Genomic DNA, 18,810 nt, shown 5'->3' with positions numbered 1-18,810 from the left:
CGTATCGCTAACTCCCTCCAGACTCAGGGGGCTGGGGGGGCGAATGCAGAGTGGTCTGGAACTTCTCTCGTGTACGCTCAGAAATTTTTGTTTGCCAAAATATCAATAATCTCTCGACGGCCTGCTCCCAACTGTATGGGATGACATGATCTTTGCCAGCGGCTCCCATCGCCTGCCGAACAGTCATATTCTCAATCAGAAACCGAAGCTTTTGCACAAAGTCTTCTGGGTCCTGTGGATTGAACAAGAAACCTGTTTGACCATCGTAGATATAGTCAACAACGCCGCCTGCTCGGGGTGCCAGTATCGGGATTCCAGATGCACTCGCCTCTAGAACCGTTAACCCCGTCGTTTCTTTCGCTGAGGCAGTCACGTGGATATCGCTATTCGCCAGTAGTGCAGGCATCTGCTGGGGTGGAATGCGCCCCAGAAGATGAACGTGAGTGAAAAGTGAGCCTAAATCCTGTTCAAGAGATTCTCTAAGTGGACCGTCGCCGACAATGATTAGGGAAACATCAGCAGGATTCACTGCCTTGATTAGCTGTCGAGCGGCGTGGCAGGTAAAGCCCCAGCCTTTATCCGGTGTGAGGCGACCCACGAATACCAGCCTGACGGTGTTTTCAAGATTCTTGAGCCCATAGGTTTGCTCAAAAAAATGAGGCTGACGTTGAACGGCCCAAAAGCTAGGAGCATCGAACCCTAAAAAATCATCCTGCACCGCATTGCGAATCCCCATCCGGCAGACGGCTTGGTAGGTTGTAGGGCTGGCAACCAGAGTGGCATCATAGCTGTTATATATCCAAGCGAACAGAACTTTGAAGAGTGCTTGGATACCTGCAGTAAAAATCTTAGGGCAGGTTACATAGTCATCGATGTAGTCAATATAGTGGGTATGAAAAAAGCCCACACAGGGAATATTGTGCTGGCGTGCATAGGCAATTCCTGGCTTTTTAAGCAAGCAAAAAGAGAGCCTTTCGGGTTCATCGACATGGATGATGTCAGGTGCAAAAGCCCCCAGCTCAGCGAGCACAGTTCGATAGGCTTTGGGTTTGACATCTCGCTCAAAGGCGAGGCCCAGGGCCGGATTACTTTCTAAAGGCACCACTTTCACATTGGGCAGAATTGAACCCACGTGGGTTTGCCAATCGGGATAAGTCTGCCCCAGAGCCGCGTAATCGGGAACCAGTAATAAGACAGAATGACCTTGGCGACTGAGCTGCTGTAGACGGTTTGCGATCGCAACAGATACACCATCAACAACCGGTAAAAATCCTGAACTAATGAGGGCAATTTTCATAGAAGTATTTGGAAGTCACCGTGGAAGACAGAAACTACTGCTTTTTATCCTTCAACTTTTGGGGCATCGTAATCGTGAAAGTCGTACCGCTTCCCACAGTACTCGTAACCGTGATCAAGCCCTGAAGACTTTGCGTCACTAAGTTGTAGACCAGATGAAGCCCCAAACCACTGCCGCCTTTGTGATGAGTGGTCGTAAAAAAGGGTTCAAAAATTCGTTCCAGATTCTCTGGCTGAATACCTATACCATTGTCGCTGTAGGTGAGCAAACACTGAGCGTCTCGCTGCTGTATGTCAATGTGAATTTGCCCAGCGCGATTGTCGCAGAATCCGTGGTCGATAGAATTCACCACTAAGTTTGTAATGATCTGAGACAAGGCCCCTGGATGGCTGTGGAGCGTAAGTGTTGCATCCCCTGCAATCGTGACGGAATGAGGCGTCTGTTTCAACTGAGGATGTAGATTGCTAATCACTTCCTGCAGGTAGGGTTTCACCTTGAACGTGCGCTCTCTCAGGCTTGTTTGATCAACGGCCACTTGCTTGAAGCTCTGTACCAGGTCTCCGGCTCGCTTGAGGTTATCTAGAATGAGCTGGCTGGCGTCTGTTGCGACCTCCAAATAGTCGTGAAAAGCAGACTGAGTAAGCCGTCCCTGAGCGGTGTCCTTTGCGATCATCCGGGTTGCATTCTCCAAAGTTGAAGCCATCATGATTGCGGTTCCCACTGGCGTATTGATTTCATGGGCAACCCCTGCAACTAAATTCCCCAAAGCCGCCATTTTTGCAGATTCAACAAGCTGATTTTGGGCATCTTTCAGCGTTTCCAGAGCTTGAGACAGTTCTTTTGTCCGTGCCGCCAGCCTTCTTTCGGCCACATTCCGCTCTGTGACATCTTTCACCGCAGCCAAAAAATGGGGATTATTATTGAGATTGATAATCTCCACAGACATGAGAACGTCTCTGATCTCACCGGATTTGGCACGTAGGCGAGTTTCAAAATCATGAACAGATCCTTGAATCTGCAACCGCTCCAAGAGTTGGGAGCGCTCAGATAAATCAACCCAAAAGTCGAGTTCTAAAACGGTGTGACCTAAAATTTCTTGTCGAGAATAACCCGTTTGTATGACGAATTCCTGATTCACATCTAGAAAATGTCCTGCGGGGAGAGCGGCCAAAGACAGTGGAACAGGGCTTCTTTCAAATGCTTTAGAGAATTTCTCCTCTGATTCCTTTAAGGCTAGGGCCGTGGTCTCATACTGCTCTAGGAGATACTCCTGCACTTGATTTTTTTCTGCAAGCTGCTTTTGGAGAAATCGCAACTGCACTTGACTATTAATCCGAGCCATTAGCTCCCCCGCTCTCACAGGTTTCGTAATGTAATCGACCCCACCCAGGGCAAACCCTTTGACAATATCGACGGCTTCATCCAACACCGTGAGAAAAATGACGGGTACCTCGCGGGTGCGCGCGTCGGCCTTGAGCTGTCTGCAGACTTCATAGCCATCCATCCCCGGCATTTTGATATCAAGCAAAATCAAATCAGGGGGGACAAGCTGGGCTGCGGTCAAGGCCAAAGCCCCCTCGGCAACAGGGCGAACACCATACCCCTGATCGGTGAGGAGCTTCATCAGCAGCCGCAGATTGGCCGGAGTATCATCAACCACCAGAATATCTGCGGTAGGCACAGGAACCGTCATTGCTCCTCCTTCACGGCTTGAATCGCCTGCAAAATCTGTGTGTATTGGAAGTTATGGACGGTTCGGGTGAGTCGGTCGGCGAGCGCCTTGTCTTGCTCATGAATATTGCCAATCAGCGCTAGGAGCTGATCCCACTGCAGACGAAGCGTTGCAGCTTCTAATTCCGCCAAAAGCTGCGGCGATAGCTGGGCTAAGGAACCGTTCAATTGACCGTCAGGAGTGTCAAGTGATGGCCCATCGTCGTAGATTTCGTCATCATATATATAGCGCACCCCAATATGCTGGCCCATCGCTTCAAGAACCTGGGCCTCATGAAAAGGCTTTTGAATAAAGTCATCGCATCCAGCGGCGTAGGCTGCGGCCTGATCTTCTGGCAAGTTGCTGGCTGAGAGCACAATAATTTTGGGGGGAGGTGCATCGGATGTCACGTCTACTCGAATGCGTCGGGTCGCTTCCAGACCATCCATCATGGGCATCCGCATATCCATCCAGATCAGGTGGGGCTGCCAGACGTGGCCAAGCTGGACGGCAACCTGACCGTTGCTTGCTTCCCGCAGCTCAAATCCCAGCGGTTCCAACAGCTTCACCAGCAGTCTACGGTTGTCGGCTTTATCATCCACCACCAGGATGCGATAGCTAGGTTGTCCAGCGGCCAGAGCCAGGATCCGTCGATCGGGGCGAATGCTCTGAACCGCAGCCGCAGCCCTGGCTTGAATATGGAAGGTTGCGATCGTGCCATGTTCGAATTGAGCATCTTCTGGCACAGCGGCCTGATTGTGACTTTCCAACGCTGGAGCACATCGACTGTTGAGCAGCATCTCTCCCCCCATTAACCGGACAAATTCACGGCTGATGGGTAAGCCTAATCCCGTTCCCTCCTGAATATCTTGACCGGATTGTGATTGAACAAAGGGTTCAAAAACTTGCTTTAGCTCATCAACCGCAATCCCCAGCCCTGTATCTTCCACTTCAAAGTGGAGGGTCAGGTTCTCTTGTAGATGGTTTGCCTGCTCTGCATGCGTTCGCAGTGTAATGCGTCCGACTTGAGTGAATTTGATCGCATTACTCAACAAATTGATGAGTATCTGGCGCAGCTTACCCTGATCGGCATGAATATATTGGGGGAGGTCGGGGGAACGGTCACACTCAAACTGGAGCTGCTTCTCTTCTGCCCGGAGTAAGAACATTGCCTGAAGGTCGTCAAGCAGGACGTGAAGATCAAAATCAACGAGATTGAGAGTCGTGCGACCGGCTTCGATCTTAGACATATCAAGCACATCGTTAATCAGATCGAGCAAATGTTCGCCGCTGCGGCTAATGATGCCCACGTTGTCCTGATGTTCTGATGACAGGGTATTGCTGCGGGTCATCAGTTGAGAAAAGCCCAAAATGGAGTTGAGGGGAGAGCGCAGCTCGTGGCTCATGTTGGCGAGAAATTCGCTCTTGGTTTTATTGGCCATTTCTGCGATTTCTTTGGCCTGCTGCAGCGCCACTTCTGCTGCATGTCTCGCTTGAGAGAGGGCGATCATCTCACCGACTCGATTGAGCAGATTGATGTCGGTGTCTTGCCAGTTTTTGATGATTTTTATCGTTTCTAAGCTGATAGAACCAACGACCTGATCGGCATGAACCATCGGTACATTGAGTAAAGCCTGAATCAACTGATGCTCAAGCTCTACTTTTTCTGACGCGGCTTCGGGTGGGAGATTGGCGACATCCTTGACCTGAAGTGTTTTGCCTTTGAGTAAGTGGTCAGCAAACCAAGGGTAGGCATCCGCATTCAAACTTTGACGTTGTGCCGAGAGTGAGGGGACGCCGTCGGCACACCATTCGTGGGTAATGCTAAGTTGATGTGAGTCAGAGAAGGCATAGATGCAGCTGCGATCGCAACCCACAAACTCACCCACCTGCTGCAGCGCAAACCCAATCGCGGTATCAAGGTCTTGATCTAATAGCGTTTGGGAGATTTCACTGAGCAAACTATCGATCGCGGCACTATGTTGCATGGCCTCTTCAGCCCGTTTGCGATCGCTAATATCTCTAACAACAGCCTGAACGACTTTTTTGCCCTCAATCTCCATTGAGGTCAGCCAGACATCTGCGGGGAATTGTGTCCCATCTTGCCGCTGGTGGAGCCATTCAAAGTTATGAGTACCTGACTGCAGAGCAGCGGCAATTGTTTCCTGTGCGCCCTGCTGTGATGAGCGACCGTCAGGTTGATAAGGGGGAGAAAAATCAACCGGACCTTTGCCACAAAAATCCTCTGTGCTGCGGCAACCAAAAATTCTGAGCGTGGCCGGATTGCAGTCAAGAAACGACTGCCCATCTAGCAGCATAACGGCATCTTGAGTCGCGTCATTCAGGGTTCGGTACTTCTGCTCTGAGCGGATCAGGTCCGCTTCAGCCTGCTTCTGAGAAGTGATATCGAAGATGGCACCATCTAAACAAAGAACCCGATCGCTATCAGGGGCGAACACCCCCTGCCCTTTTTCATAAACCCAATGGATCTCACCATCGGCATGCCGGATGCGGTATTGCAAAACATAGGGCTGGCGATCCTGGAGTGCTTGCTCAATCGAGGCTGCAACTCGCTCCAAGTCCTCCGGCACAATGATGTCACCAAAGGCTCTGGGTTGATTTTGAATAAAGTCTGAAGCCGGGTAACCGCTGATATCAACAATCGCGGCACTGATGAACAACATCGTCCAGTTCTCGTCTAGCCTGCACCGATAGACGGCACCTGGGATATTGGCAACGAGGGTTCTAAACCGCTGTTCGCTGAGCTTGCGATCGCAAACCTCCTGCTCTAGCTCCTGAGTTCGCTCCTGCACCTTGGTTTCTAAAGAGCGTGAATAGTCCTCAAGCTGAGCGTAAGACTGCTGCAGTTCTTGACTCATGTGGTTAAAAGTCTGAGCCATTACATCCAGCTCTTTGATACTGGAGCCTGAAATCATCTGCTTCAGATTGCCCAGGGCAATCTCTTGGCTGGCTTGACTCAGTCTCGACATCGCCGTGCTGATTTTTTGAGCTAAGACCACTGCTAACGCAATCACCAGTCCCAGAATCCCCAGTGACAGCAAGAGTGTCATCCGAGCGTTGTCCCGAATGGATCCGGTAAAGTCTGACTCGGGCACCACCACCACCACCAGCCAGTCCAGTCCAAAGTCATCACTGAAGGGTCGAATCTGGACCAGCTGGCGTTTGCCCCCTTTGCTGAAGCTCAGGGACTGGGTTTTCGTGACCTGGCCAAAGTCACTGAACTGCTGCTGCAGGTATTGCCCTGTCGCTTGAATTAACGGATTTCGAGTCTCATTGATCCGTCGCGGCTGGTTCTTACCGCTAAGGGGAGCCTCCTTCGCCGTACTCCCGATGAGCGTCCCCTCTCGATCCAGAACAAATGCTTCTCCTGACTCACTCACTGTCAAATTCGTTAGAAAACGATTGATATCAATTAGCGTCACGTCTGCCCCCATCACCCCCAACAGCGTTTTGCCATCCGCACTGAAGTAGGGACGGACAAAGCCGCTCCCTAGCGTATCGGGGGGATTTACAAATTCATAGACATCGGTCCACTGCGCTTTACCGGCTGCCGCAAGTTTATACCAAGGGCGTGTCCTCGGATCGAACGGAGTCGTTGGTTCCTCCTGGATAGTCTGACGGAGAGGGTCGCCAAGGTATTTTAAGGTGGTTGGTCGTTTGCCCTCCCTCCATGTCACCTGATCGCTGCTCCTTGGAGCCTGGGTTAGCATGACAAAGTCCCCAGCTTGATTGCCAAAGTAAAGAAAGGGGAGCGACTGAAAAATTTGCCCTTGATCGAAGAGGTATGGTCCCCAATCCTGTAGTTGATTAATATCTAGGTCACCTCGCTTCAGGGCGCGATCTAAAATCTCCGTCACCTGGACCGGGGCTTCGGTATAGTGCTGCAGGCGTTCTTCGATGCGATCGCCCACGCGCTGCTGAAGCTGTCCAACAAGCTGCTCGACGGCCTGCTCCCCATCCTTCCAGGCCAGATACTCCACTAAGCCCACGGTCCCCACAAGGGGCAGCACAAAACCCAAAATCAGAATCCGCCGTAGGGGAGATAGGGGAGATTTTCTAAACACTTGGGGCATTAGAAGCTGAAGGTTGCGCATCAGAAGCGGACTCGAAAATTATGAGCAGTCTTCTCTCATCGTTGGCAAGGTGAACCAAAATTCAGAGCCTGCACCAAGCTCACTATTAATGCCAATCGTGCCACAGTGGGCTTCTACAATGCAGCGACAAATATAGAGACCGATGCCTAACCCCCGGGTGGGTCGCGTACTTCCCCGCTGGTATAGCTTAAATAAATCCGGGATTTGGTTGGCGTCGATGCCCGTCCCCGTATCGGTCACGGCGCAGCGAAGTCGAGCAGGGTCAGCATCTACCGTAACCGTGACCGATACGGCAATCCCCGGCGGGTTGTATTTAATGACGTTGGCCAGCAGATTTTCAAAGACGCGCCAGATTTGATTGCGATCACCATAGACCAGAGGTAAACCTGGCTCAATTTGATAAGCTGCCGTCATTCGCTTTTTGCTGAAGCTAGGCTCCCATTCCTCTGCCAACCCCTGTAGCATTGTTTCCAGGGCAAAGGGCTGCTGCCGGAGTGCGATTCCCCAAACCTCTATTTCATGTGTTTCAATCAGTGAGTTGATCATTTTTAGCTGACGATCACACCCTGCCTTCATCCGCGTGATCACCGAGCTCGGGATCTGTATTTGAGGGGCGGAATCATCACCCGTGGTCGGCCGCTTCAGTAAGCTGCCCACGACATTCATCATTCCCGTTACCGGGTTGCGCAAGTCGTGGGTGAGAGCATGCAGGTAAATACGCAGAGCGTCTTCTGCCTTTTGCCGCTCCTGCACTTCGTGGGTGAGCTGATCATTTTTTTGCTCCAGCGCTTGGGTCCGCTCAGAAACAAGCTGCTCTAGGTTTTGATTAAAACGCTGCAGCTCAAGATTAAGCTGGGCCAGCTCATTCTGGCTCTCCTGGAGCGCCAGCAGATCGCGATAGGATCGCAGACTTGAAACCAGTGTCGTAAAGAGCTTTTGCTGCGTTAACTCTAGCTTAGTTTTATAGTCATTGATGTCATACTCCACCACCACCGACTCCTCCGGAACCTGCCCAGGCTGCCCGGTCCGCAGAATAATCCGCACAATCGAGTTTTGAGCAACCTCGCGAATATATTGAGCGACCTGCAGTCCCGCGTCCTGACTTTCCATAATCACATCGAGCAAAATCAAGGCCGTATCAGGATGTGACTGAATTAAGCTCTTGGCTTCCTGAGCTGAGTAGGCTGAGACAAAGTGTAGCGATCGGCCTTCAAAGGTAAAAAACTTGAGCGCGACCTTCGTGGCTTGATGAATGGAGACATCATCATCCACTAGCATAATTTTCCAAGCCGCCCCTGCCTGCTTACCTTCCCCCCGGTCCTGGGCGAAAACCATCGGGTCGAGATTGCCTAGTTTCAGAACAGTGCTGTTAATCATAGGGACAATTTGTTCGCTTGTACCGTTATAGATGGAGGGTTTGCGCCCCAAATAAGTCGGGCCGTCTTTGCCAAACCCTGTTTCCTGTACCCCTTCTCAAGGGAGGGTTGAGAAACGCCTCGACTGTCGTTTTTGCTTGTGCGATCGGCAGCATCAGACTAAGCCAGCCCGTAAAGCTTTCACCGCCACCTGAACGCGATCGCTCACCGCCAATTTACTCATCAGACCGCGCATATGGGACTTGACGGTGTTGGGGCTGATGTAAAGACGACCCGCAATCTCTGTGTTGTTTAACCCTTCGACCAACAGCCTCAAAACATCAAACTCTCGCTCAGTTAAGGGATGTTCAAGCTTTACGGTGGGGCTTGAACGCATCTCTTGCAGAATGGTATGGGCAATCTTAACGTCTAAGTATAAAGAACCCTGAGAAACAGATGCGATCGCAGTGAGTAACAGCTCAATCCCCCCGCCTTTCACACAGTAGGCATCTGCACCGCTAGAGAGAGCCGCAAATACCTCTTCATCAGAGGTGTGCGACGTTAGAATGACGACCTTTAAATCAGGCAGTTTTTCCTTGACGCGCTGAGTGATTTCAATACCATCTAAGCCCGGCAGTCCGAGATCCATTAAGACCAAATCAGGTCGTTTTTCCAAAATTGCCTCTACCGCCAAATAGCCATCATCAACCAGTCCCACAACTGTTAGCTCGACGTAGTCTACCAGTGCCTGTTCAAGACCAAGCTGTACCAGTGGATCATCTTCGACGATTAATACACGCCACTTAGGGAGCTGAATAGCTTTACTCATAGCAAAATACTTAGCACCTTAGAGAGCAATCAAAAAAGTAAGGAGAAGTGTACCCAGTCTCCATTTCAGAGCGAATAAAACCTCGCTAACAAAAGCCATTCAACCAAAGTGACAGATGAAGCCAGTACAGTGCTCTGACACTAACTTAACCGAAAGTATCACCCAGAAGATAGGGGCAATACCACCCACCTGGAGGAGTTAATCAACCCCAAAATTAGTGAATCATAAAGACACATGCAGTTCTTGAAAATTACTTCTTAGGAATAAATACTGAGTCGTAAGTTGACCTCACTCACGTTGACGCTTAGGAACTGTATATCAGTGCAGATTTGATAAAGACCTGTACTGATTATTCGGGGGGTATAGTTCAGGCGGTCACTTTAGCAATGCTTATTGTTTTGCTAAAGTGACCGTCCGTTTATAACGACGATTCTTTCTGTTTCCTTTTGATAGCGACCCACAATATCTACCTCTAAAGAACATGTTGGCTCTGGGAAAACCCTGCAGTTTTGGGAGAAATACCTTGCAGGTCAAAAGGATTTTTGCCACATGGATCTATCGGGAGTCGTCCTTTATGACTCAATTTTTTACAACTTGTACTTGGATGACTCTAATCTGACCATCTTGGAGTTTGCAGAACGTCATCTCTACGAGAAACGACAAAAGCTGCAGAAGCATCGATCTTTCCAGCCTAGCTAGCCCGTGGATCATCTGTTTCTCTCCCGCTGCGGTCCGTAATCGGAGATGTCGCAAGAAACCGGCTGAGACACTGCGTTTCCAGTAAAGTCCAGTCTTGGGTCGAACGAATACCACAGGGCGTGAGGGCCTTGGGAAAGAGCAAACTCGTAGGCTTTGTGCGCATCTGCTGAATCGCTTTCGTGACTGAAGCCGTGTCTGAGCGATTAACAAGCCAATCCTGACTCAGGAGATACTCGGGGGTAAAGGCAGAATGCTCAACCAAAAAGAAATCAATGCTGTATTGATCAATAATTTGCTGCACAACGGCTGGATCTGAGCTGTACTGTGCGTCCAGCAAAGCAGCAATCCGCTGCTGCACAACCCGGTGGAATTGAGGATGCAAGGCGAGGGCGAATTCATGGCCCATGAGCGTCGATCGCTGGGCAAAGGCACCCAAATTATCACTTTCTGGAGCGAGGGTGGCGACAACCGTATCGCGTGGCTGCTGGGCAAGAAAGGTGTAAAGTTCGGGTGCTTGGCCCTCAATCCAGACTTCCATTGCTAAAAAGACCGGTGGCAGGGCCGGGACAAGCAATTCAATGGCGATCAATAAACCAATGAATGTAATCAAAAGCTGCTCTCGACGGTGGAAGGGAGCCTGCGTTTGCCGTTTGTGCTGCATCCAAGACCAGCCAGCTTCTAGCAGGATCGTCAGTGCGATGCCAGCAGCGAGCGCGAGGATTACCCGGAGGCTGTGGTAGGTATATCGGCTAGGGTAGTAGAGCTTAAACAACAGTAAATGAGCCAGGATATACAGGCCGAGAGCGGCAGCAAAGGACTGGTAAATGACGGCAACATTAGGCGTCATTTTTTGAGTGAAGCGACCGATGGCGAGGAAGGGCAGCGCCAAGCCCATGAGAATACTGGCGGGAAACCAAGAAATGTTGAGGCCGCTTCTACCTTGAAACAAAAAGTAGAGGGGGTTGACGTCAAAATATTCGTGGCGTCCGTGGAGGCCAAACTCAGGCAGATCTCTCATTTGCAAAGCGGTCACGGTGGGACCGACACCCTGACTACGGAGTAGGAAAAGAATAACCAGGGCGGCGACTGAGCAACCTGCGAACCAGAAAAGATAGCGGCTCCGATCCTGCGTCAATCGGGGCCAGCGCTGTCTCCAGGTCAATAGCCGGAGGCTCAAGATCGCAACGCTGAGCAGCATTACCGGAGCGTAAAAAAGTCCCTGCAAGGCAATAATGGCAAGACAAGGGATCAGCGCGCGCTGGGTCACACAGTAGAGAAAAGTCGTGAATAGCGGATAGTAGAAAGCGCGGGGTGTGGCTGAGATCAGTTCATCATCTAGCCAAATTTGTTGATTGAGAATGAGGGTGGTCAAGAAGCCGCAGAGGTGAACCGGCAAGATTTTCAGGGCCAGTTTATAGGCAAAATATGTGGTGATCAGCGCCAAAATCAGGGGCAGAAATTTGGCCGTGAGCAGGGGTTCAATGCCGAGCTGAGCAAGTATCCAATAGAAACCTTTATAGCCAGGGGGAGCAATGGCGAGATAGTAGTTTGCGATCGCATCTCCTGCAAACACCTGCGGGTCAACAAACCGCTGCATCCACACCACATGCTGGCGGGCATCGTCTTGAACAACATATTCAGGCCCCAACATCTGGTAGCCAAGGGCAATCAAGCCAAAGTAAAGGGGAGCGATAAAACTAAGCCGGAACCAGAAGGTGCGGTTATTGGGCGTAAACAGGCGCTGGCTTCGATCAAGAAAATGCTGCCAACTAGTCATGGGACTGCCGTTCTCGGCGCGTTTTAGCCACGATGCCGTCAAAGTAGCGATGCAGCAAAGGAGAAATGAGACTGTGTAATCGCGCGAGTACCGTCATCTCTTGACCGGGAGCAATCATAAATTTTTTGTTTTTGAGACCGGAAAGAATGGTGTGGGCTACCTGTTCTGCCGTCCAAGTTTTGGCGGTGCTGCTAATGCGCTGCGTTTCTAAAGGCTTAGTCAGATTCTCTTGGGCGAGTTGGGGCGTATCGGTATCGGGGGGATAGACAATAGAGATGCCAATCCCTAAAGGTTTAAGCTCCCCTCTCAGGGATTCAGCCAGTCCCCGCAGAGCAAATTTGGTCGGGCTGTAGGCGCTGTATCCGTACAGTCCAATCAAGCCCACGCCGGAGGAAACTACGACAATGTGACCCTGACGCCGCTGTTCCATCGCCGGTAAGACAGCGCGAATGCAGTACAGCGACCCGAAATAGTTGACGGCCATCGCCTGCTCACACATTTCGAGGGATAGGTTCTGAAAGTAGTCGCAGTGGGCGATGCCAGCACAGGTAATTAATAGATCGGGCGGACCTAGGGTTGCGATCGCATCTCCAATCGCCTTCTCTACCTGGGCGCGATCTGACACATCCGCCGTGAGCGTCAAAACCTGCTGCGAGTTCTGCAGGCCCTGCCGTTCAATAGCTTGACGGGTCTCCTCTAATTTTGATGCGGTGCGGGCAATCAGCGTTAGACTCGCACCCTGCTGGGCGAGCACCGCTGCCGTGGCTCGACCAATACCGCTTGAGCCACCGGTAATAATGGCGTGGGTATCGCTGGGTAAGGGACTACTGTGCGCGACGCTCAACCTCTTTGCCCACGGCTGCGATCGTCTTCTTTAGTGAATTTTTATAGATGCCAAAAAACATCGTCTTGTTGTCTGAATCCTTGGGAACAACGGTCACCTCATGGCTGATCAGGACTTGATTCGGCGCAGGCGATGAAATCGTCCAGGTTCCCTTCAGATCTTTGACATCGCCTTCCATGACTTGAAAAGAGACCTGCTTGGGATAGCTCTCTGTAGAAGCCATCTTGACCCGAGCCTGTTTCGTAAAAGTAAGGACCCGGAAAACGTTGACCTGCTCAAAGACTTTTTGATTGCCTTCAGCGGAGATCACGCGACTTTCAGACACATTAGGCAGAAAGTTTTTAAAGTTCTCATAGTCCGTCAGCACCTTCCAAGCCATATCGGCGGGCGCCTGCACCAAGACCTCTCCCCTGTACTGCCCATTTTGACCGGTTACTGAAACTTGACCCGGCTGAACTGCGACTAACTGCTGAGCTGCAGTTGACGAAAACCGCTCACCTGATTGAGCATCGAATGGATGAGTCTTGGCCGCAAGCGCTTGACTGGCCCCTAACACTAACCCTAGTCCGAGGAGGCCAGCAGTTAGGCGTTGTCCAGTTTTTAACGAGTCGGCAATCATAGATTTAGGCATGGGGTTTGTCATTACAAACTTCTCCAATTATAGCAAGGGAATAAACGCTCTTAACAGCTATCTTCACAGGCCGTAATGCTGTCTCTGAAAGGGATAGGTCGGCAACTCAATTTTACGATACGGTTGAAACCCTGACGTCTGCCAATGGATAGAAGCACCCATCACATACTGCTCAGCAAGAGCCTTCAAAACAAGCAACCACTGCTCAGAGGGCGGCGGTAGTGGAATCTTCTGCACCTTGTTTGAGAGTCCAGAGACTTGGATCTGTTGATGGCTCAATTGGACTGTGGAAGTGCTCGCATTGTTCCCCTGTCCCTGAATCACGCCCGTGGGAGTTGTGCCTTGACTGACGGCCAGCAAATGCTTTTGCAGCTCTGAGACTGAGGCGGCAATGACAGCTAAGCGGTGGGGAAAATGAGATCGTCCGGTATTCGCGGTCCAGCACAATTCACCCAGCGAGGAAAGCTGGGGTCGATGCTTGAGAAAGTTGATATAGCGATTGATAAGCTGCTGTAGGGCAAGGGCGCTGCGGGCAGAGAGGGTGAGGAGCTGATAGGGAAGAGGAGGCACCTGGGAGATGGAGATATCGGGTGGCTCGGAGACGATCAGATGGGCATTGGTACCGTTGAAGCCAAAGGCACTCACTCCGGCAGTCCGTGGCGAGTCGGAAGAGGGCCAGGGGGTCAACTGCGTAGGTACCTGCAGCGGCTGGCTCCAGTCAAAGTGAGGGGTCGGCGTTTTGAAGTGAAGGTTGGCGGGAATCGCGCTGTGCTGCAGGGACAGAACCACCTTAATCAATCCGGCCATACCGGAGGCGGCTTCGAGATGGCCAATGTTGGTCTTGACCGATCCAACGAGGAGCGGTTCACTGCGATGCGGACCAAAGACTTCGCGCAAGGCTCCGAGTTCGATGGGGTCGCCCAGAGCAGTGCCGGTGCCGTGGGCTTCAATGTAGCTGATCTGGCTGGGGGTGAGTTTAGTGGTTGCGATCGCATCTCTAATCACCTGTTGCTGAGCCGGTCCCTTGGGCACCGTCAAACCACTGGTGCGCCCCGTATGGTTGAGCGCTGATCCTAAAATCACCGCCCGGATATTGTCGCCATCGGCAACGGCATCGCTGAGTCGCCTGAGCACTACGACACCACATCCCTCAGCCCGACCAAAACCATCCGCCGCTTGATCAAAAGACTTACAGCGCCCATCGGCGGACAACATTTGGGCCTTGGAAAAGTTGATCGTGGCCTCTGGATTGAGAATGCCATTCACCCCACCCGCAATCGCAACGCTGCACTCGTCATGACGTAGGCTTTGACAAGCCAGATGCATCGCGCTCAGCGAAGAGGAGCAGGCCGTATCAACAGACAAACTCGGTCCCGTCAGCCCTAGGAGATAAGAAATGCGACCGGAGGCCACGCTATGGGTATTGCCGGTAATTAAATAAGCATCAATATCGTCAGCATCGCGCTTGAGAAGCTGGTGCCAGTAGTCAATAGCGCTGATGCCAACAAAGACACCGACCTGACGGTCTGCCAGTGAGTCGGGCGCCAATCCCGCATTCTCTAGAGCTTCCCAACTGACTTCTAGGAGCAGTCGCTGCTGGGGGTCTAAACTCATTGCTTCTCGGGGGGAAACCCGGAAGAACTTGGCGTCGAAGTCCAAGAGATCTGAGACAAACCCACCATAACGGGTGGTCATTTTGCCAGGGCTGCCGGGATCAGGACTGTAGTAGCGATTGATATCCCATCGATCGCGGGGAATTTCTGAAATGGCATCCTTGCCACCTTGAAGGAGTTCCCAGAATTCAGAAGGATTACTGGCTCCGGGGAAGCGGCAGCCAAGACCAATAACAGCAATAGGCTGATCCCTAGCTTTTTCCAACGCCTCCACCTTGGCCTGTAAAAGTTGGATCGCCTGGAGCGCTCGTTTCGTGGGGGATAGGGATTGATCGTGAGAATCCATTTGCAGGCGGGGGGCTGGATTGCAATCATTCAAGTCTACATGGGCCGCTCACTCGCCTAACTTAGCTCAAGCCTTTCGTGATGGAATCTCTGATTTTGTAAAACCGAGGTTCGTTCTTCTAGGAAAATGGAGAATAGGGGATTCGAACCCCTGACCTCTGCGGTGCGATCGCAGCACTCTACCAGCTGAGCTAATTCCCCTAAATATACAGAGATGCCATATACAAGGATAAAAGGGTCCCGAGTTGGGACCCTAGCCAAATATTAGTACACCGAGAATGAATCGACCACTTCCTGAAAGAGAGGTTCCACTGTTTCCCAACGCGCCTCTGGAGCTGAGATATTCAGGGTGAATAGCTTACCCCGACGCACGACAACGCTCGATAGGTTATGGCGATTGCCGATGGGTAGCTCTACCTTGTAATCCAGCTTGTAATAAGTCTTGTCTTCCTCTTCGCGAGAGGCTGCTGAGACCAGAGAGGCTTTAACACCTGAATCGGGTGGAGCGATGACGGCATTCAGAATACCGTTAGCGACTGCAGTAGGGTCACCCAAATCGGTTAAGTTGCGCTCTCCAGAAACCGGACTAACGACGACGCTGACATTCTCTGTCTCTTCAATGAGATCACGATAGACAACATCAGCCCCTCCTGACACCTGCACTGACACCCAGCCATTGGGGTAGAGAAAGTTGTAGCCGTCAATGTTGTCTGAAAAACTTTTCAAACCCGCATCGGGACTGACACAGCCCGTCAGCATGAGCATGACTATTGCGATCGCAGCAATCCGTTTAAACATTTATTCCTTACCTGGTTATTGAGGGTCGTGCGTATCCGACACATATCGTATTGTCTCACCCGATGGGTGTCTCGACAGCCCAAAATTTCAGGTCAGCATAAGGATTTCCAAGAATACAGACATTCCTATTGTGATAACTATTTGAAGCCTTTGCCTCTAACGAGCATGGAGGGATTCGAACCCCCGACCCTCAGAACCGGAATCTGATGCTCTATCCATCTGAGCTACATGCCCTAAACGTGCTTTTCAGCACTAAGACAGTATACCGCCTCTTTTGGGAGACGGTATAGCCACAGAAAAAGAAGAGAGTCTTAGATTCTGCGTCCGCCGTTAGAATGCAGCTTGATTAATCTCCGTCTAAGAGATTGCCCAAGGCTCCCAGCGCCCCAATAGCCCCCAGCTCTGATCCTTCGCCACGGCGGCCACCGCGCTCCGGCGATGCGGCTAACATCCGGCCTGCCATCCGCGAGAAGGGCAAAGACTGTAGCCAGATTTTGCCCGGTCCGGTGAGATGGACTAAGAATAAGCCTTCTCCAGCAAAAAGCGCTGACTTGATACTGCCCACCTGCTCGATGGTGTAGTTCACTGAATCGGTCAGGGCCACAAGACAGCCGGTATCGACGTGGAGCGTTTCACCGGCTTTCAACTCTCGTTCAACGATAGTGCCGCCTGCATGTAAGAACGTCATGCCATTGCCCTCAAGCTTTTGCATGATGAAGCCCTCGCCGCCGAACAAGCCCGTGAGAATCTTTTTCTGAAAATGGATGCCAATCTGGACACCTTTAGCTGCACAAAGAAAGCTGTCTTTTTGACAGATCAGCCGTCCGCCATAGTCGCTGAGCTTCGCTGGGATAATGGTTCCGGGGTAGGGTGCAGCGAACGCAACGTGGGCTTTGCCTCGACCTGTGTGGGTAAAGACGGTGGTGAATAGACTCTCACCAGTGACGAGGCGCTTACCGGCTCCGACGAGCTTATCCATTAAGCCACCGCCTGCTGCTTTGTTGGAGCCGTCACCAAAGATCGTCTCAAGCTGAACCGATGCATCTTTATACATCATGGCTCCGGCTTCTGCGATCGCACTTTCCCCCGGGTCTAACTCAATCTCAACGAACTGCATATCTTCGCCGTAGAGCTTGTAGTCAATTTCATGATCCGTCCCTGGGGTCGGCGGCGGCGGAGTCGAGGGCATCGCGCGTGCGCTCGGATTAAGTTCAGGCACTTGCCCAATGGGGAGCCAGTCGGTGAATCCCTGTTTCCAGCAGTGGCCGTTGGGATTTTGTTGGGCTTGAGCAATGGCTTGCTGCTCTTCTAGAGGGCCAATCCGGTCTGCACCGTAACTGAAATACCAAGTCGTCATGTCTACACCCATTGAATCGATTGTTGGCTAGCTCTAGCTTAGTTTTTTGATCCTGAAGGCACTGTGATCCAAACCCTGTACTGAGGGCTTATTCAATCACTGCATTGCAGGACATAGACTGACATAGGAGCCTGCTTATCGCCAGGATGCCCATCAAGACCGCAGATCCACTCACTTATTTGCGTAATTTTACGGAGGTTCCGGGCGGGGAACCATGACCATCGACGCGAAAGCTACGACTTGAGCGGCAGATCTTGGTTGATGTGATCAATCTCTTGCTGCTCCATTTCATTCACTTCGCCAATATAGTTCAGCAAAATCCGCTGTAGCCGAGGATTGTAGAACTTATGGACGCTGTGATTGGGTGTAGCTTTGAACCCCCGTCGCTTTTTGTGGCGTCCCCCCGCCCCTGGATCAAATCGACGAATGCCGTTGTCAATCGCCCATTCAATCGGCGTATAGTAGCAGGCATCAAAATGGAGGCAGTCAATATCTTGAAAGGCCCCCCAGTAGCGGCCATAGAGCTGATCGCCCTTAGTTAAACAAAAGGACATGCCCACTGGCTGTTGTTGTATACCTTGTATATCGTAAGCAGCAACGAAGAGGATGCGATCGCGATAACTCTCTTCAAGCTGTTCAAAAAAGCGTTGTGTCAGATACTTGCTGCCCCACATAAACTTCTCGCAGGTATCGCGATAAAAGTGGTGCATGAGCTTATAAAGCTCTGTGGGTATCGCATCTCCAGTAAAGGTCTGGAGCTTGAGTTCGGCCTTACTAACGGCTTTACGCTCTCGTTTAATGTTGCGGCGTTGGTTGGCGTTGAAAACCCCTAGATAATCGTCAAAGCAGCCAAAGTCTTGATTCTGCCAGATATAGCTGTGGTGGAGCCAGCTTGTAAAACCGTGGCGTTCGATGACAGGACGCCACTCCGGGTCAACAAAGAGAAAATTGCAGCCGGAGAGCTGGTTGCGATCGCAAAACTGATCAATCGCCTCCACCATCAGCCCCGTTAGTAGCTCCTCATCTTCACCCGGCGCGATTAAAAACCGATAGCCCTCTGCCGGAGTGAAGGGTGTCATGCCCAAAAGCTTGGGATAGTAATTGACCCCTAACCGATGCGATAGATCCGCCCATTGATGATCGAAAACAAATTCGCCATAGCTGTGGCCCTTGATATAAAGCGGGGCCGCCGCGATCAGGTTGCGGTCTCGCCACACGGTTAGGTGATTCGGTAGCCAGCCGGTCTTCGACGTCGCACTACCGGACGTTTCTAAATTATTGAGCCACTGCCACTCCAGAAACGGAGTCGCCAGAGGCAGCGCCAGCGCATCCCATTCTGCCTGCGAAATATCACGGATCTTATCGACCCAGGCCAGAGAGAGCTGCACTTGATTGACCATTGCCAGACCCGAAAACTCTTTTTAAGGTAAATCATCTGT

At 51.4% G+C, this 18,810-nt stretch carries 12 protein-coding genes and 2 tRNA genes; all 14 read right to left on the bottom strand.

The genetic code is table 11. The annotated features are described in order from the left end of the window. Positions 1-7 precede the first annotated feature (7 nt). On the bottom strand, positions 8-1,297 hold the full coding sequence (locus tag C1752_RS11505; protein WP_110986212.1) for a glycosyltransferase: 1,290 nt from the start codon (positions 1,295-1,297) through the stop codon (positions 8-10). Between the two features lie 34 nt (positions 1,298-1,331). After that, positions 1,332-2,990: a hybrid sensor histidine kinase/response regulator gene (locus C1752_RS11500; protein WP_110986211.1), complete on the bottom strand. Its 1,659-nt coding sequence runs from the start codon at positions 2,988-2,990 to the stop codon at positions 1,332-1,334. After that, a complete protein-coding gene (locus tag C1752_RS11495; RefSeq protein WP_158535073.1) occupies positions 2,987-7,102 on the bottom strand; it encodes a PAS domain S-box protein in 4,116 nt (1,371 codons plus the stop codon). Before C1752_RS11495 ends, C1752_RS11500 begins: the two co-directional genes overlap by 4 nt. A 39-nt stretch (positions 7,103-7,141) precedes the next feature. Continuing rightward, positions 7,142-8,500 carry an ATP-binding response regulator gene (locus tag C1752_RS11490; RefSeq protein WP_110986209.1) on the bottom strand — a complete coding sequence of 453 codons (1,359 nt, stop codon included), beginning with the start codon at positions 8,498-8,500 and terminating at the stop codon, positions 7,142-7,144. A gap of 153 nt (positions 8,501-8,653) precedes the next feature. After that, positions 8,654-9,307 carry a response regulator gene (locus tag C1752_RS11485; protein WP_110986208.1) on the bottom strand — a complete coding sequence of 218 codons (654 nt, stop codon included), beginning with the start codon at positions 9,305-9,307 and terminating at the stop codon, positions 8,654-8,656. A 691-nt stretch (positions 9,308-9,998) separates the two neighbouring features. After that, complete coding sequence (locus C1752_RS11480) at positions 9,999-11,783, bottom strand: hypothetical protein (protein WP_110986207.1); 1,785 nt, start codon at positions 11,781-11,783, stop codon at positions 9,999-10,001. Next, positions 11,776-12,627 (bottom strand): SDR family oxidoreductase, encoded by an 852-nt coding sequence (locus tag C1752_RS11475; protein ID WP_110986206.1) that lies wholly within the window; start codon positions 12,625-12,627, stop codon positions 11,776-11,778. The genes C1752_RS11480 and C1752_RS11475 overlap by 8 nt, the downstream gene beginning before the upstream one ends. After that, positions 12,608-13,270: an SRPBCC family protein gene (locus tag C1752_RS11470; protein ID WP_110986205.1), complete on the bottom strand. Its 663-nt coding sequence runs from the start codon at positions 13,268-13,270 to the stop codon at positions 12,608-12,610. Before C1752_RS11470 ends, C1752_RS11475 begins: the two co-directional genes overlap by 20 nt. 51 nt (positions 13,271-13,321) lie before the next feature. Further along, positions 13,322-15,217, bottom strand: a complete 1,896-nt coding sequence (locus C1752_RS11465) for a type I polyketide synthase (protein WP_110986204.1) — start codon at positions 15,215-15,217, stop codon at positions 13,322-13,324. A 127-nt stretch (positions 15,218-15,344) separates the two neighbouring features. Beyond that, positions 15,345-15,417, bottom strand: a tRNA-Ala gene (locus C1752_RS11460). A 63-nt stretch (positions 15,418-15,480) separates the two neighbouring features. Next, positions 15,481-16,014 (bottom strand): photosystem II reaction center PsbP, encoded by a 534-nt coding sequence (gene psbP, locus C1752_RS11455; RefSeq protein ID WP_110986203.1) that lies wholly within the window; start codon positions 16,012-16,014, stop codon positions 15,481-15,483. A 160-nt stretch (positions 16,015-16,174) separates the two neighbouring features. After that, positions 16,175-16,248: transfer RNA gene (locus C1752_RS11450), tRNA-Arg, on the bottom strand. Between the two features lie 112 nt (positions 16,249-16,360). Then, positions 16,361-17,371, bottom strand: coding sequence for a TIGR00266 family protein (locus C1752_RS11445; protein ID WP_110986375.1), 1,011 nt, complete (start codon positions 17,369-17,371; stop codon positions 16,361-16,363). 233 nt (positions 17,372-17,604) lie between these two features. Further along, complete coding sequence (locus tag C1752_RS11440) at positions 17,605-18,771, bottom strand: GNAT family N-acetyltransferase (protein WP_110986202.1); 1,167 nt, start codon at positions 18,769-18,771, stop codon at positions 17,605-17,607. Positions 18,772-18,810 lie beyond the last annotated feature (39 nt).

Origin of the sequence: Acaryochloris thomasi RCC1774, from assembly GCF_003231495.1 — a bacterium.
Classification (GTDB): Bacteria; Cyanobacteriota; Cyanobacteriia; order Thermosynechococcales; family Thermosynechococcaceae; genus RCC1774.
The sequence above is the reverse complement of the archived record's forward strand: the minus strand, read 5'-3'. Positions and strand labels throughout refer to the sequence as shown.

Excerpts from the sequence above, each read along its gene's own strand:
- C1752_RS11445 (WP_110986375.1), bottom strand. The coding sequence starts at position 17,371 with ATGACGACTTGGTATTTCAGTTACGGTGCAGACCGGATTGGCCCTCTA.
- C1752_RS11490 (WP_110986209.1), bottom strand. The coding sequence starts at position 8,500 with ATGATTAACAGCACTGTTCTGAAACTAGGCAATCTCGACCCGATGGTT.
- C1752_RS11505 (WP_110986212.1), bottom strand. The coding sequence starts at position 1,297 with ATGAAAATTGCCCTCATTAGTTCAGGATTTTTACCGGTTGTTGATGGT.
- C1752_RS11500 (WP_110986211.1), bottom strand. The coding sequence starts at position 2,990 with ATGACGGTTCCTGTGCCTACCGCAGATATTCTGGTGGTTGATGATACT.
- C1752_RS11465 (WP_110986204.1), bottom strand. The coding sequence starts at position 15,217 with ATGGATTCTCACGATCAATCCCTATCCCCCACGAAACGAGCGCTCCAG.
- C1752_RS11470 (WP_110986205.1), bottom strand. The coding sequence starts at position 13,270 with ATGACAAACCCCATGCCTAAATCTATGATTGCCGACTCGTTAAAAACT.
- C1752_RS11440 (WP_110986202.1), bottom strand. The coding sequence starts at position 18,771 with ATGGTCAATCAAGTGCAGCTCTCTCTGGCCTGGGTCGATAAGATCCGT.
- C1752_RS11480 (WP_110986207.1), bottom strand. The coding sequence starts at position 11,783 with ATGACTAGTTGGCAGCATTTTCTTGATCGAAGCCAGCGCCTGTTTACG.
- C1752_RS11495 (WP_158535073.1), bottom strand. The coding sequence starts at position 7,102 with ATGCCCCAAGTGTTTAGAAAATCTCCCCTATCTCCCCTACGGCGGATT.
- psbP (WP_110986203.1), bottom strand. The coding sequence starts at position 16,014 with ATGTTTAAACGGATTGCTGCGATCGCAATAGTCATGCTCATGCTGACG.
- C1752_RS11485 (WP_110986208.1), bottom strand. The coding sequence starts at position 9,307 with ATGAGTAAAGCTATTCAGCTCCCTAAGTGGCGTGTATTAATCGTCGAA.